Origin of the sequence: Salinimicrobium marinum (genome assembly GCF_014651535.1) — a bacterium.
Taxonomy (GTDB): domain Bacteria; phylum Bacteroidota; class Bacteroidia; order Flavobacteriales; family Flavobacteriaceae; genus Salinimicrobium; species Salinimicrobium marinum.
Map to the genome: position 1 here is coordinate 1 of NZ_BMXB01000007.1, position 16854 is coordinate 16854.

A 16854-nucleotide genomic window follows, 5' to 3' on the forward strand; every position below is an offset into this window, starting at 1 on the left:
GGAAAAATGGGTTCAGGACCAACACCTGATTTTAGTGAAAAAACAAACCGCTTAATTAATTTTTGAAATCTAGAATAATTCTCTTGTTTTATAGGGGCCAAAACACGTTCCGTTTCAAAACGGACACTTTTCTTCTAAAATTTCGGTTAAGTTAATTAAAATTTTTTTGCACTTATTTTCTAAATTTTCTCATCGATTCTCCAGACTTATGGATAGCTATACATAATAAGGGTCGAAAGAATTACCTGTTTGCGGGTTCTCATTCAGCAACAGAAAGAGCTGCAGGAATCTATTCCTTCTTTGCCATCTGCAAAAAGCACGAGGTGAATCCATATGAGTGGCTTAAATATACCCTGGAGAATATAATGTCCATCAACCATAAAGACATCCGGAATCTCTACCCTCAGAACTACAAGAAATTACAGCAAGTTTAGGTCAAGTTTATCCGAGGGGAACCGGTAAATGAAATTATGCTAAGTTAGGGATGTGGTTGGTGGGCCGCATACGTCCGTTTTGCCCCGGAATGGGTGTCCGTTTTATTCCGGAATCACTGTCCGCTTTCCACCAGCGGAATGGGTGTCCGTTTTCAACGGATTGTGCATAAGTCATAAATTTGGCTAAATACACATTCATAAAATTGCTGGTTTTGGTGAACTAGCAATATTAGCTTTTTGACCTTTTGGGGCATGCCCCAAAAGGTCTTTTAGTTGTGTATTCTTGTTGCCATTTTCTGTGTATTCTTATTTACCGAAAACTGTGCAGATTTAATTTCCGATCACAAAATCTCTAGAGGGGTCAATATGGCCTGAACGAGGGGTCAGCATCACCTGAATATCCAAAGCTTATTTGAAGGAGCTCGATAGTTCTGTTTTGGATGAGGCAGTTGAGCTTTTGATTTGAGCCCATTATGAGCCCATTAATTGAAGTTGAATGAAGGGCTCTACTAGTTTTTACCAATTTAAAACCTGCATAGTAAGCCCATACTGAGTCCTTTAAAACTAAACTGATATAAATAATGAGAAATATTGTTGAGACCACTAAATATCGAAATGATTAATCATTATCAGACTGGCATTGTCGGTTGCTTCTTTCGCAATTCTTTCGTTCAGTAAATCAGATAAGGACATTTCAGAATCTTCCTCTTTGATCATATACTGAAGGGTTTGTGCATCAATAATATTGTGTACACCATCAGAACATAGAAACAATATGTCTTCTTTTTTTAAGGAAAATTCTTTATACGAAGGTTTAGATTTCTTCACCTCTCCCTGGATCGATCGAGTGACTATATGTTCATATTTTGAAAATTTAGAATTATTATTGAAATCTTGAGTGTCGGAAATCTCATTTTGCAGGTTATGTGATTTGCTCTCAAATGAAAGTTTTCCGTCACAATATTGCAGAATCTTTACATCTCCCACCCAGAAAGCCTTAGCAATTTTTCGAGATACTATTATACCACCTAATGTGGAACCAAGTTTTGAATTATGTTTTTCCTGATACTGACGTACGGCCAGATTAGCCTTGTTAATTGCTTTTTGGATAGCTATTTCATTTAACTCCGTTGAATTGGATAAAAAAGTTGAGACGCTATCAATAGCAATTGAAGCTGCTATATCACCAGAATCATAACCTCCCATTCCATCTGCTATTAAATAAAGAACAGTATCCGCATTAATGTACCTTACTAGGGTAAGATCCTGATTGATCTTCCTCTTTCCTTTATGTGATATAATTATTGATTTCATCTATTACCTGTGGCTTGAAGTGTGTTACCTCCATGTTTAGTTACCCGGGGTCTGGTTGATATTTTGACGGGTTTCGAAGAAATACTTTTTTCACTTGCTTTGGTTGCCCATAAAAAACCTTCTCCAGGAGTTAAGGCGCTCATATCTGCAGGAGTTAATGTGGATAACTGCGTTATCGATTTTTGAATATGTTTGAGCCATTGAGGACTATTAAATTTGTGTAACAAAACGATGGAGCTCAATTCTATGATTTCGTTTGGCAGACTCGGTGGATCCTGGCTTGCAATCATAATACTTACACCTTTGTGGCGCATCTCCCGTATAGCTGTTACGATATTCCCAGTGAGATCTTTATTGTCCATATATTTATGTGCCTCATCAAAAACAATAAATTTATTGAAATGCTCATTTCCAATTTTTTTGACTGCCGAAAATATATTTAGCATAATAACAAATAGACCCAAAGCTTCATCCTTAACAATAAATTCATCTCTTAGATCCACTATTAAAAGTCGACTTGGTTTAAGTACATCTCTCATCATAAAACTATCATCGATGTATTCTTTGGCAAAACTTAACTTCTGTCTCGCTAGAGCCTTCTGGGAAGTACTAAGAAGCTCGGATTCCTCTACGCTCCGTTCCAATCCCTCGATCGTTATATTTGACCTATGCTCTTTCATTATAGCCTTTAATTGTCGAATATACGTCGAGTCATTTCCTATAGCACCCAGGATGAACATCCAATCTTGAACATTTAGTTCTTTTGAATTAAAAGCTATAGGTTTCACCTTTATTGATGGATATTCTAACTGCCTTTCTTCTATTTTATCTTTTGGTGTGAGAATAATGACATCTTCAATAGAATCAGGTTCTGCGCCATATCTCTCTTTTAATTTTTGCAGTTCTACTTCTTTGTCATTTTTATATATCATCGAAGTGAATTCAGGCTCATAATCCATACTTTCACTATAGTGGAAAATCACCCCAGCTAGTGGGGCAGGAAGTTTGTTTATATTACTAAATTGTTTTAGTACCATTTCAGATATGGTACCAATAGTATAACTTTTACCTCCTCCTTGCACACCAAACAAACTGATCGTATTTGTTTCGCTTAAATCGATTGCTATTTTCTTCTGTACAATGCTTTCGCCCAATATTCCGAACTGGGAGCTTTCTGAGGTTTTACCAATAAGTATATCATATTCTGGTACAACATGTTCTATTTCTGCAGTCCCATTTTTTAATTGATCAACATCATTAAACCTTTCTTTTGGGAAAATTTCTTCTTTATCATCAGCAGCTTCACTGATTTTTTCTTCATGTTCTGGATAAAAGGGCATAATAGGTTTAACTGTATTTTTTCCTTTAAGATCTTCTTTATTAGTTCGTGTTTCGGTTGTAGAATTGTCTTCACCTATTATATCAGGCTCCAAAATGGATTTGAACTTTTGAATAAAAGGTTGTAGTTCTCTTTTATTCCCAAAAGCCTCACTGAGATCTTTATCAAAATGATTTTCTTCCAGTCTTTTAGTATTTAAATCAGAATCAGGATCTAATATTTCATCAATTAACTTTCCTCCAAAAGTAAAAAACACAGAATCATGGTCTATTACAATCTTCTTGTGGCGATCAACAGCAGCAAAATCAAATATTAATCCTAAACGTTTAAACCTAATCGTAAAACCAGCATCTAAATTTTGTAGAAATTCTAAATATTGGTTATAAGCCTTATTAGATAAATAATCATATCTATTAGCTCTCTCCAGATAAAAGGTTAGTAGGGATTTTAGTTCTTTATTTTTAATTTCTCTATCTAGACGGTCGAATGAGCTGTTAAACCCAGGATCGTAATGAGTTCTAATTGCTTCAATAGTATTTTCTATTTGATCTAGCATTTTCAATCTTAAAACATCTTTTTCAGTTTCCCCTAACGCTTTTCTGCATTTGATCTCAATTACCGAAATAAAAATTTCTTTTCTTGAAGGATCCATTGATATTAGAAGGTTGTCTGCTCTTGATCTATTACCAGAAGGGAGATTTTCAAATAAATTCTGGTGTAGGTCTATAGGGATTAAAAAAGCTTCCTCTAGCATTCCTTTTTTCTCAAGAACACGCTTGGTAAAAGCAGATCCAATTACTTCAAACGCTTTGTTCTTGGTAGAATTTAATTGAAGTACCAATGAACTACTTACTGCTCTTAGATCTTCTAGTAAAATCTTTATTTTGAGCTCATCCTTTTCATTATGGATATCTAAATTAAATTCTTCAAAATGGGGGCCTAGAAGACCCAAAATCTCAGAGGTTGGCCTAGTAGTTAGATAAGAGGATATACCTAAGATCTCTTCCCCTGGCACGTAGTCAAGTAAGAATGGTATTTCACCATTTTTGGAGGGTTGATCGAAAATTTGTGGACCTAGATTTTTGTCAAAAGTGACTACCCAATCCGAGTAATCGTGTAAATGAGTCAACAGGACCTTATCTTTATCATTCAGTCGTAGTTGAGTAGAAGGAATTGATTCAGTATATTTTGAAACCAATGCGCTACTAATAAAGCTCTGTATATTTTCAAAAAGTTTAATTCCATTTGCCCCCGTGCTATTATATTTAACAGGCAGTTTGTTGCCCTTTATAAATCTATTCCAACTGATTTGTGAGCCATTTTCCTTTACGATTACCGTGGAATCTGTTATCAAACCATTAAGGAAAAAATTACGGTTCTCTGTAACAGGTTTAACTAATTCTGTTGTAACTGGAAAGGGACTTACTAAAAAGCTTAAATGAGAAGTAAAGTTTGTAGGGTCCTTCAAAAAGTCTTCTATGTTATTAATAGAAAATCGAAGTTTAGGAAATAATCTATTTCTTGAAGGCTGTGAAAATGCCTCTGCTTCTGGTGTTATGTTGGATTCAGGATTTATTAAGGTTTTCAAAGACTCTCCATGCTCAATAATTTTATCATTACCTTTGAATACACGAACTTCATAATTAATATTTTCAAAGTTCTTTTCCTTCTCTAATTCTACAAAAGCATTCGAAAAAATTTCGGCATCCCCAGCATTGAAAAGATTAACTACAAGTTTATTTATATATGGATGCTGGGCTAAATAGTTTTTTACATGGCGAATAACCAATTTTAGACTAAGATCTGTCTCTACATAATTGTCTTTGGTTATGTTGAATAATAGTCTAAAATAGTGTTGTAATTGCCTAGAAATAGATGTCATTCCATTTCTAGATTCATTGGAAATTGTGCTTAAGTAAATTCCCCAGCCAAAAGACAATTCCCCGCAGTAATTAAATGACTGCATTGAACCGGGTTCTAGCATGATTTGTTGATTATTTTCTGGCGAAAGATTACCAATGAAAAGATCTTCCAGGTGGTCTGACCAAGAATCTTTATAACCCGAAAATTCCTTTGTTCTTCTTTCCCAATCATCAAATACTTCAAGCAGCTGTAAAGTCCAGGCTAATCTTAATGGATGTAATGGAGAAACCAGAAGTGCATCCACTTTGTTCCCATCAGGAAGCTTACTCTTTACTCGGGTTACATCGATCATCTGCAATTCAACTAAGAATTCCTTCAGCTTAGTCTGTTCCTCTATATCAATATCGTCCGATGCAAGTTGTTTGCTTAGTTTAGTCGTCCATTTCGTGTAAGCTTCAACATAACTTTTAACTGTCTCTTTGAAATTAAATATATCTGCGGTTTCGAATATCCCGTTGTTATTTTCATTCGAGTTGAGAATAGAGTCAAAAATTTCTTTTCGTTTTCTAAGAAGTGATTTTGGTGCTATCTCGTTTAGAGGGCTTTCTACAAATTCGAGTTTATCGAAACCAATAGCCAGCTTGTTTCCTTTTAAATTAGCTAGGACATAGCCAATGTTATCTGCATTTTGTAAAAATTTATTTTCTATTTGACGTAGCTTAGTAGAAATGTTTATTTGGTAATTATGCTTCTCTGAATAACTTATATGAAACGTGGAAGAATGTTTTTCTTTGGCATCATTTAACCAGACATTTGAGGTTTCTGATAGCTCTGGAGCACCTAATTCTTCATCATTTTTTAAGGCACCGATTCTAAATTTAAAATAGGCTTGCAAAACATTATGTAATTTATCCTTCCTCTGGTTTTCATCACGATCCAAAGCCTCTTCTATTAAATAATCAAAATCCTCGGAGTCGCAGGTTAATTTGTAGGGGAATAATTTTTTTGTCGCCTTTTCATCTTCTTCTTTAGTTTTTTCCCAAGCTTTTTGGACTTTTGCATCCTTAAATTCATCATCTACATTCAGGATATTCCCATGCTCATCTTCAGCTAAGACCTTTATGAAATAGGAACCTTCTTCAATTATATTAGGATTTAGTTCAATTGTTGCATCTCGGTAAGATTTATTGGAGTTTGAATTTTTTATTTTTCTAAGTACCGTAATCTCTTCGCCACTGCTACCATTAACGGCCATTAAAACAATTTTGAAGGATTTTAAATCCTTTATATCTTTTGGCTTTGGACTTGTATGAAAACGAACTCTTAATTTTGCGATTTTTTGCTGCTCAGCATAAAGTACATTTGTTCCTTCTTCTACTTTTAAATCATTCGATTTAATTTCATCTACTATTAATTTAATATGGGAAAAGTCCAGATCAGGAATAGGCCACTGACTAAAATTTAAGTTTTTATATTCCCAGTATATTGCTTGACATATTTCATTAGAACTTTTAGCGTCACCCTCAGTTTTTAGAAAGTCGACAATTTCTTTTTGAATTGAATTATTTTCTAATTTTAAATCTGAAATACGATCATACAAAGGCTTATTAAAGGCAGAAATCATCTCGACATTTTCTCGATTAAAATTGAGTCTAGATCTAATCTTTTCTTTTTTCTTTAAAAGGATTTCATCCGGTATTAACGACAAAATATAAAGTTGATTTCCGGCAGCTTCCTCACTATATCCAGCTTCCTCTAGAGCAATTAAATAATCAATACATTCTTTATCAGAAGGGTCCAAATAGTTAATGATGTCGTGGATTACAATTTCAGAAATCTCATCAGGAATTTTAGTAATTAAGGAACGAGCTAATTCACGTTCAATTCCATCCAAGGAAATTTCTTTAAAGGTTGCGTTGCCATAAGAGTCTTCAGCTGCTGTTCTGCTATTCGAAGGAATTAATATTAAAAGTGGTTTGTCTTGTTTATTACGGAGCTCAATGAGTTTAGTTGCAGATATATACCGATCTTTTGTATTCTCTTCTTCTGAAATTATGTATATATCCAGATGATTATGCCTGTCTTTCAAAAGATCATATAAGTATTCTAATTCTGTAATACCTAAACCTGTAATTTTCATGCAATGCCCTGCAGCAGCACTTTGTAAACTTTCGTGATGGAGTTCAAGGATGAGGCCTATAATCTCTTTATAGTAGGTGTTTATTGTCATTAATTGCATTCTTCTTTTAGTCTTAAAGTTCGTAACGTGGACGTATTCTCTGTAGAATATAAGCATCACTTAAATCATTGTAGAAGCCTATTTGTCGTAATTTCATTTTAAATGAATCTACATTTTCTTTAAATGCTAAGTGGGTATTTAGATCAGCATCCTTAAATCTTTCTTCTGATAGCCCATTAATAATTAATCCATATCGATCTCTTAAATTTTCAATCAATTCTTCTATGGAAAGAGTTTTAGTTTTAAAATGATCATCATTTGCTTCTAAAACAAGAATCTGTACTAGACTCTCCAAAAGTCTAGTACCTAATATAAATCGTCGAGGATGTTTTTTACTGCGACCTTGGGACATAAAACCACGTTCTGTATTTTTTTGGGAAAGATTGTCAATAAGTTGGACATGGTACTTGTACTGATATGCTCCACGAGCTTTAAGAATTAATTGGATGTACTTGTCAAAATAAGTATCTTCATATTTAACCATATCTCTTATGAGCTCCCGGTCCTCTTCTTCAAGAGCGTTATAAAGATTGTCCCATTGCGTTTCAAAATAAATCTCGAAGCCCGCTGGTTTTTCTGACAAGATTTTTAAAGCTTTGTCAAGATTCGAAGAATCTGATTTTTCAAGTTTAAGTCTTCTCAAGGCTGCATTTATTTGAAATGTTGCTTTCACATAATCATAGACACTGTTCGTTAAGTTAGCCGCATCTTCGCTTGCCAACTTTGCCATTTTACTTTCATAATTATCAGTCGCATCTATAACCACACTCCAATTATCAGTACAATGTATCGTGCCTTTTTCGATCATTTCCGGCAGTAGATAGACCAACTTCTGAACGTAGACCGATAAATGAAATGAAGTAATAGTTTTTAAATAATCTACAATTACATTTCTGGGTATTTTCCGCTTATAAACCAATAATCTCCTGACATCATCACAATACAATTTGGCCTGTGAATCTAATAATGGTTTAATCTGATTAAGTGAACTGTTTGTATCCAGGAAGCCAGGATTGAAATTTTTAATAATATGTAGAAGACCAAGACTATCAACATCCAACCCATCAGAGATATTGATTTTGTTGGTGACATCATCCCAACCTTCCATAAGGAATTGTTTAAGGTCTTCTTTTACCGTAGGATTTGCTCCCAACATTAAGTAGACCTGATCAGCTGTGTTATAATCTCTGGTCTGTGGTCCATTGCGGACTCGGTAGCTTTCCAAATGAATCGGTCTAAGGGAAGATATTTTTTCTTTGTCCAAATTACCTCTATAGACCATATTTGCTAAATTACTTCTCAGCCACAATTCTGTAGCTTCTCTATTTTCGGAAAAACCACTTACAGATCCTTCCTTTTCAAGCTTTTCAAAAACTCTTTGGAATGTCTCAAGGTCTATGCTTTTGATTCGATTTCGCTGCCTGGGTCTCATTCCATTGTGTTTTAAAAGCATAAACAGATTAACCAGTATATTATCAATATTAACTGCCTTTGCATCACCTGCATATATAAGCTCATTTCTTAAAACACTTTCTTCCTTATTTAATTTTATTGCCATAACTAAAGTTGTAATGAAGCTATATTTATATGATTATCTGCACTTTTACTTATTTCAAAAAATTCCATATTGTCTTTGGTAAGAACTACTTTATTATAAGTAAGATTCTCAAGCAGGTTCTTAAAAATGGTAAGCTCCACAAATTTTCCTCTCAAGTCGTTCAGTGAAGGGCTATAACCTTGCTGAATGAAATAGAGCATTTCAAATAAATCCAAGGAGATGACCAATTCAATATGTGTAACTTTCTTGTGTCTAAAAATCAAGCTGTCGGGTTCATACTCTAAATACTTCACGAGATGATCTGTACGATTGACAAATAGCTCAAAATCATTAAGGTCAAATAACCTGAAGGAGTTACTGAACGGATCATTAATTTCAGATGAACCCAGTACCAAATATTTTTGCCAAATGGATCCATTTTCACAGCCTTCATTCATTGAAATTGCTCTAGATAATGACATCTTCAATTCAAGTAAGGAATTCTTTGTAAATAAATTAAACAGGCCAGGTAATAGAGTTTTAATTGCTGCTGTATTTTTAGATCTTTTGAAGTCTGTCCAGCTAGAACCTTTATAATTATTCAGATTTATTCCTTCTGAATAATCCAGTTCTTTATTGATAAGATCTAGACGATTTACGCCTTTTCCTTCGTTATGTACTATTATCTTAAGCTGCGAGAAAAAGGCAGAAGAAAAAGTAGTATAATTTATCAAGTCTTCATCTTCAAACTTGAATTCTGAAAAATTGGAATCCTCATCTTTTGTAGTATACTTTACTATGACTTTTGGAAGTGCATCTTTTTTCTCAATCATTAGTGCTTTATAGAAGCTCAGCAAAGATTGATAAGGAAGTCTTTTCTTGTAATTACTTAAGCGACCTTCAAAGTATTGATGACGTATAAATGTATTTTGGATGCTTTTTATTTTCTGTAAAATTTCCTCTGTTTGTTCATGTGCCGGCACCCATATTTTATTAGCATTGAAAATCTCCAATAAATCAAACTCACGATCTGAAAATTCGAGATAGTTTCTATTCAAATGTTGCCCAAAGAATAAATCTCGATCTAGGTTAGGTATGGCTACCTTTCCAATATCAGTGTCACGTAAAAGATTTACCAAGCGATCATTATCGCCGGTATCATTCTGATTTGGACTTGTAATATTGAAATAATAAAGTTGCCAATACTTTTCCGGCGTTTTTTTGTTCTCTATATATACATCATCTACTTCTTCACAGCTAAAATCCCGGGAAATCATGAAAGCAATAAACGACCGAAGATCACGCATGGTAATATGCAACTCCCGTTTTAGGCCTACAGTACGTATTAACCATTCCATCCTTGTAATGACTTCATTACCTGAAGCCGAGTCATTGAGAGATTCCACATTATATTTAATAAAACATTTATTGGCTAGCGAACAGCCCTCACATTTTTTCCATAGTCTTTTATCTGTAAGCACTTTAATTTGCTGTCGGAATAAGCTGGGTTCTTTATCATCTCTGGCAGTTACAGATCTCAAATTAAGATTTATGATCATCAAACCTTGTGGTAAAACAAAATGCCCTTCTTTATAGAAATATTGGTCGATTATATCATGTAAAGAGTGATACTTATTGGAGGTTTTTAAAAACTCGACTAATCGCCCTTCATTAATTGCGATAATTCTACCTTCACGTGCTTCGTTAAAATTTTCCAACTCTTCAAAAGGTTCGAAAAAGTTTTCTAGTACTTGATTATTAATTTTTCCTTCTTCATCTTGAGAACCATCATAATTACTTTCAAAATGAACATTATTGATCAAGAATTCTGCTCCGTTTTTATGCCCAAAACGTTTTAGGTTTTTTACACTTTTCGCATTTTCTATTTTCCTGATAAAAGCAGTCTTACCATCACCAGCGTTACCGGTAATAATTATAAGTTTAAAACGTCCATCTAGAATATCAGGAATAAGTTTTCTGTCAAGTTTAGAAGGAGAATAGGTAGCTTCATCAAACTGAGAGCCACGATCATTTACACGGGTTCCCCAGTTTCCAGATTTAGATTGACTATAAAGGGAATTAATGTAATCCACAATGTCAATACCCTCAACATCAATTTTATGCTCTCTTAATTTGTTGGTATTCTCATCAAACGAGTCGCGCAGAGCCTGGAAAACTTTGTTGATGTTTCCTTCATTGAAGTTCCTTGCTCCACCTTCCCAAAACGTCTCATTGATCAAAACTTCGTTATCAGTCTTAATCATCACTTTTAGCTTGTCCTGAAGGGAAATTGAAGATTTATAACCTTCAATTTTTTCTTTGAACTTATTGAGTGAAGAATGAATGGTTTTACGAAGTTCTCCATACTTAGCCATTTCATTCAGTAGCCTTATTCTCGTACTACCTTGTAAAATGTAAACTTCGGTACGATACTCTTTTTGATCTATAGTTACAGAAGAAGTGTCTTCCTTATTTTCTGCAAGTAAATTATCAATTCCAATTTCTCGTAAGCGATCTAACATTTCCTGAGCCGAAAAAAATCGTGTCTCAGACTTTGTCCCTATAGCCTGAAGTAGGAACTGAGCAAAATCTTCAGAGATTCGTGGATTTCCCAATTTTGGATTTTCCGGGGGAATACTAATTTTCGGTATACGACCTTGTGGCCAAGGGTATTTTTTAGTAACTAATTCATAAAGTGTAATACCTAAAGCAAATGTATCTGCAGATAAATCCCAGTTTACACGTTGCCCATCAATTAAATCTGGTGCTAGATAAGGGTTAGTACCTACATATGCCTTATCATCCTGTGTAAGAGAAGCGACGTTGAAATCAATTAGAACAAAGCGGCCACTCTTATCCCACATAATATTTTGTGGTTTGACATCGCGATGCAAAATAGGTTTGTCCCGATTTTGGAGATATATTAAAGCTGAGAGAATGTCTTCAGCAAGCTTATATAAGGTGGTTAAAGGTAAATTCGCATCTGTCTTGGTGTAGGTGCTTATATTATCTCCGTCCAGAAATTCCGTAGTGGTGTAGAATTGCCCATAGCGCGTTTGTCCATTCCAAATAAATTTGATGATATGGGGATGATCCAGTTCATAAAGAGCATTATATTCATCAATTACCGATTTAATGCTTACGCTTTCGTGAAAGAGCTTAAGTGCATAGTCTTTCCCTTGTAAATCGTGTTTAGCCTTAAATACTCTCGAATATCCGCCTTGACCAAGCTTTTTAATAATTATGTAATCATCAACTCGATCTCCTTCATTCAAGTCATATGTGTCTATTTGTTCTGTGGTTGAAGAAGAATTTTTGGATTTGGTTTGTTCCTTACTGGAATTTTCTTTTTTGACCGCCTCATTAATTAGTCTCTCTAACTCTTCAATAGTGTCAATCCGTTTGTCGCTATCTGTAAGTATTGTTTTCGAGCAAATTTCATCAATCCATTTAGGTAAAGCACTATTCACAGCAGAAGGCAGTCTGTCATCCGGTAATTTCCCTCCTAATTTGTCAAGTTCAAATGGTCCTTTAATGGGTTCTTTTCCGGAGAATAACCAAGCGATTAAAATTCCTAGTGAATAAATGTCTGATGCTCTGGAAGCATCTTTCGCAATTAATTCTAAGGGGTGATATGGCGTTGCGCTAGACTCATTGATCGTTGGCATTACCGTATAACCATTATCATTGTGATCTGTGAAATAGGATTTACCAAAATTTCCTAAATAAGCATAACCGTTACTCAAAAAGATATTCTCTGGATTTATGTCACGATGAAAGATGTTTTCTTTATGGGCTGCTTTGAGCGCACTCATCACATTTTTTATTATAGCGACCCGCTCATCAAAGGTGAAGGTCTTGCTCCTCACCGCGCTGCGCAGCGAATCATCTTCCATTAAGTCTGTAATTTCGTAGAATAAGTGGTTTTCTTCATCGACTTTAAACTCTACGGGAAGGACGAAAGGGTGCGAACGAATTTTTTGAAGGGCGTTATATTGATTTTTAATATTTTCTTCTCGGGTGCGCCGCTCCTCGGGTGAAAATCCAGCTACATCTAATGCATATTCTTTGACCCGTTTTTGAATATTTGAGGTAACATTTTTGGGTTTAACTAGATACTCGACATAATTATCTGATTCTTGTTTTAAAATTTCAATAATTTCGTAACCCTGGATTTCTTTTTTTTCTGTGGGTGATTTTCTGTTTTGTTCTCCAATTAAAAATTGAACTATATCATTTTGAACATCACTTATCGCTGCTTCCCATTTACCTATTTTTTCTGGATCTTGAATATAATTTATCAGCTTATCTGATAGGGTAAAGGATAATTTTGCTGCCTCTTGCCACAATATTGGTTCAAAAGAATTAGGATAGGAGAGCGTAAGCATATTTTGAATCCAAGCTTTCCCCCAATCTCTATTGGCTTCTTTTAACTTGGATGCTAAAATGGCAGTTTTTTGACGACCTGTTTTAAGTGGATTAGGCTTTTGCCGATCATTTATATACCAGTAATCATCTGCACCTTCTATACGACCTTTCCAATCTTTGTTTTCAATATTATATATGGCGTGTGGAGCAACTATAATAAGATCATACTCCCAAAATTGCGTCCTATTGTTACGCGGATTTGTAGAAGCAATTTCTACATTAGGAATCAAGAAATAGGTACCGGGAAGCTTGACTTGTAAAAAATCTAACAATCGCTTCTCTCCAGCATTTACAACCGAATCAAAATATGGAGGTTTAATTATTTTTGCCATTGTTCTATTTCTTTTTCTACTAAGTTTATAGCTTCTAACTCTTTTTCAATTGATAAAGAGACATTTTCTTTGTAAGCCATTATCTTTTCATGAATTTTATCCATTTCGATTTCCTCTAGAATTGGAACAGGCAATAACTCTAAATGATGTGGTTCTATTTGAGGTATTACAGAACCATAAGTAAAACTTTGCATAATCTTAAGACCAAAGTCTGATGACATAAATGCAAATAAATAACCTGTTTTTATTCCTTTTGCTTTTACTCTGAGAATATGTTGAGAAGCTGTTTTACCCGCTAAAAAGCGATTTACTAAAACTGTTTGTCCTATGGTTCCCCCGCAAGTAACCAATATTTGATCTTCTTCAATTTTAAGTGATTCTAAGTGCTTTGTTTTAGCAATAGATAATTTTTTTTCGCTTTGTGGAATAGCTTTCATAATTTCTGCGCCACCAAAAAATTCCACGCCTTTCTCTACATAATGTCTTTTAAAAATGCCAGGTCTATATATTTCTTCTGAAATATCAATTAACTTTTTGTGGTTTTTAGCTCGAACAAAATTATGAATTTGATTACCCTCTGATTTGTAGTAGCTCGCTTCCAAACGACTTTGATGAGAGCTTAATATGGTCTTTAAACTAGTTGTTCGAGTATTGTTACCTCGCTTATATTTAAGGCCTTCGGACAGCATTAAATGTGATTTTCGTAATACATCAGTAGCTTGGACCCGAAGATTTGAACTGTCAGATATTAATTGATCTATTTTTTTCTGGAAATCAATCGGAAAAATAGGAATGAGTAACTTTTCAATATGGTGTGGCTCTATATGCTTAACTACGCCGCCATAACTTGATTGAGTAAGCAAACCCTTGCCGTACTTTGAAGTTAAATATGCATATAGAAATCCACTTTTAACCTTTTTATTATTCGGAACGATTCGAATAAGATCATCCGTAACCAAGAAATTTTTAAATTCCTTATTGGTGTATATAGTGTTTCCCAAAGTTCCAGATCTGGAAGTTAGAATCCAGTTTTCATCGACCATTAGATTTGCTACATCTGTATATTTTTTCGAAACGAATTTACCATTATGTAATTTTGATTTTAGCATATCTGAAGAAGTCATAAAAGGAAAACCAGTATGAGGATAATCTACATAAACACGTCTGAAAATATTACCTTTAAAGATATCTTTTGTCTCATTGGATAAATGGGATAAAGGATAAGGTGAATTTTGAAGTTTAATATTAGTTAAGGGACCATCACTTAAATAATAGGAAGCATCCAATCGTTGACCAGAGTCGTTAAACCAATTATTTTTTACTTTGAGCGTTTTCATTTACAGCCGGTTTAAAAATGCATTATAAGCAGCGGTGATTTTTGGCAGATCGTCATCTAGCCTTTTTAATTTTTCCCTCCTTACTTTTAACTCCTTTTCGCCGTTACCTCTCTTGGTAAGATATCTAGTTTCTGTGTTGAAGAGTATTTCAGCCCCATCATCATCACGTAAATAAATAGGATTGCCACGTCTGTCTTTCCCTAATTTTTCAGCAATCGCCATAAATACCTCATAATCCTCTTTTTTTTCTTGAGCCAATTGTCGTTGTTCTTCAGTTTTCTTTTGTAAAAACAATAAGGAAGCTTGTACGCCAACTTGCGGTAAAAAAGCTTCTACGGCAAGATCTATGGAAGCTAATATTTTAAAGCGGTCTAAAATCCATTCTCGTACAGAGAGCATATGGGGATTGCCTAAGATTCCGTCAGGCAAAACAATAGCCATTTTCCCCCCTTCTTTTAAATAGTCATAACAGGCTTCTATAAATAATACTTCGGGTGCTGTACTGTATTGGCTTAAATGATAGCGGGATGCGATTTCACTTTCTACCTTTACCTTGGCGCCAAAAGGTGGATTGGTAAAAATCATATCAAATTTGCCGCGGGCATCATGATATGTTGGATTTGGTATGTCTTTTATTTCGATCAAACTGTTATCAATGGCTTCATTAATTTTATCTATCTCCTTTGGATGTTCCCATTGAGGATAAGCTAAAGAGTTGACGTGAAAAATGTTTGCGTGACCGTCACCACCCATTACCATATTCATTCGGGCCGCTTTTTTCAGGTCCGGGTCAAAATCAAAACCAAAAATGCTTCGCTCTGCATATAATCGTACCCGTTCATTTACTTCGGCAGAATTGTATTTGTTTTCTAAAAAAGGTCCCTCTAATTCTGGATAAATTTCTTTGGTTATCTTTTGACGTACATGATCAAGTACCATTACTAGGAAACCACCGCTACCACAGGCAGGGTCGAGGACGCGGTGATGCTCTTTGGGGTCGAGCATTTCTACCATGCACTTAATGATGTTACGTGGGGTAAAGAATTGTCCTGCTTCCTGTTTTAAAGTGTTGCTTACAATAGTTTCGTAAGCTAAACCTTTTACATCTACGGACGCATCTAGAAAAGAATATTTTGCTAATTCTCCAGCAATAAAAGCAAGTCCTTTATTCGTCAAATCAATACTTTCATTTCCTTGAAAAACTTCAGAAAAGATATCATTAGCTTTAAGTTCAGTAAAAAGACTTTTAATCCTTTTTGCAACGGCTTCCCTACCTTCTTCGGTATTCTGCTCCTTAACTCCTACCCAAAACTTTCGACGGTAACTTTCACCATTTGGCGAGTTCATGAACCGCCGTTTCTCATCGTAGAGTTTGCAAAAGATCAAGTTTAATAATTGCCAGAAGGCATCCTTCTTTCGTCCTTCATTAGCATAGATGTAATCGTGAGAGCGTTTAAAAACCTTAATTAGTGAATCATTCGCAGGTGTACGGGTATGGGAACGATCTGCCCGATCAAGATCTTCCAGTGTTTCACCTTCCCCTGGAAAGTCGGAAAGATCACTGAAAATGTAATCAAAACCGATATCATCCAGTTCTTTCTGAAGAAAGTTATAACTAGAACCATTTGCCCATAGCCCAAATTCACAATTTTCTACAGCTCCCATTGCATTTTCCAATGTAGCGGCAACCCCTTTCTTTTTATCATTTGGTTTTATGTTATCGCCTTGAATAACACACATTCGAATGATAAAATCCTGCTCGTGGGGTTTGTCTTTTTCAAAAATAACCAGATCAATTTTTTGTTTTTTATTACTACCTGTATCTAGATCGGTATATTCAATCGTGAAGTTGCGTTCCATTTCATCCAGGTCGAATCCATACTCCTCATTCAGCATTAAAATAACTGACTGTAGATTAGTTTCCTGTGCTCTAATTTTCTTCACTTCTCCTGTGAGTATACAAACAAGCTCATTATCCTCTAAGACTATTTCTTCTTTACTTTTAATTGCTGTTGACATATTTTAAATAAT

The 16854-nt window shown here is 34.7% G+C and carries 7 protein-coding genes and 1 pseudogene; 1 reads left to right on the forward strand and 7 read right to left on the reverse strand.

What is annotated here, in order from left to right:
- Positions 1 to 230: 230 nt before the first annotated feature.
- A pseudogene (locus IE056_RS09900) lies at positions 231 to 434 on the forward strand (transposase domain-containing protein); the annotation flags it as partial.
- Between the two features lie 34 nt (positions 435 to 468).
- On the opposite strand, the gene IE056_RS09905 reads toward IE056_RS09900, so the two are convergent.
- The 7 genes from IE056_RS09905 to mads2 all read right to left on the reverse strand — a co-directional run bounded on the left by IE056_RS09905 (position 469) and on the right by mads2 (position 16842).
- Positions 469 to 633, reverse strand: coding sequence for a hypothetical protein (locus tag IE056_RS09905; RefSeq protein ID WP_189604560.1), 165 nt, complete (start codon positions 631 to 633; stop codon positions 469 to 471).
- Positions 634 to 1037: 404 nt separating this feature from the next.
- Entirely contained in the window at positions 1038 to 1748 is a 711-nt protein-coding gene (locus IE056_RS09910) for a PP2C family protein-serine/threonine phosphatase (protein ID WP_189604561.1), read from the reverse strand.
- Positions 1745 to 7180 (reverse strand): methylation-associated defense system ATP-binding protein MAD8, encoded by a 5436-nt coding sequence (gene mads8, locus IE056_RS09915; RefSeq protein ID WP_229793725.1) that lies wholly within the window; start codon positions 7178 to 7180, stop codon positions 1745 to 1747. The genes IE056_RS09910 and mads8 overlap by 4 nt, the downstream gene beginning before the upstream one ends.
- Before the next feature lie 22 nt (positions 7181 to 7202).
- On the reverse strand, positions 7203 to 8747 hold the full coding sequence (gene mads7, locus IE056_RS09920; protein WP_189604563.1) for a methylation-associated defense system protein MAD7: 1545 nt from the start codon (positions 8745 to 8747) through the stop codon (positions 7203 to 7205).
- A gap of 2 nt (positions 8748 to 8749) precedes the next feature.
- Positions 8750 to 13486 (reverse strand): methylation-associated defense system protein kinase MAD6, encoded by a 4737-nt coding sequence (gene mads6 / locus IE056_RS09930; protein WP_229793726.1) that lies wholly within the window; start codon positions 13484 to 13486, stop codon positions 8750 to 8752.
- On the reverse strand, positions 13474 to 14823 hold the full coding sequence (mads5, locus tag IE056_RS09935; RefSeq protein WP_189604564.1) for a methylation-associated defense system restriction endonuclease subunit S MAD5: 1350 nt from the start codon (positions 14821 to 14823) through the stop codon (positions 13474 to 13476). The genes mads6 and mads5 overlap by 13 nt, the downstream gene beginning before the upstream one ends.
- Entirely contained in the window at positions 14824 to 16842 is a 2019-nt protein-coding gene (gene mads2 / locus IE056_RS09940; RefSeq protein WP_189604565.1) for a methylation-associated defense system DNA methyltransferase MAD2, read from the reverse strand. It lies immediately after the preceding gene.
- Positions 16843 to 16854: the final 12 nt, after the last annotated feature.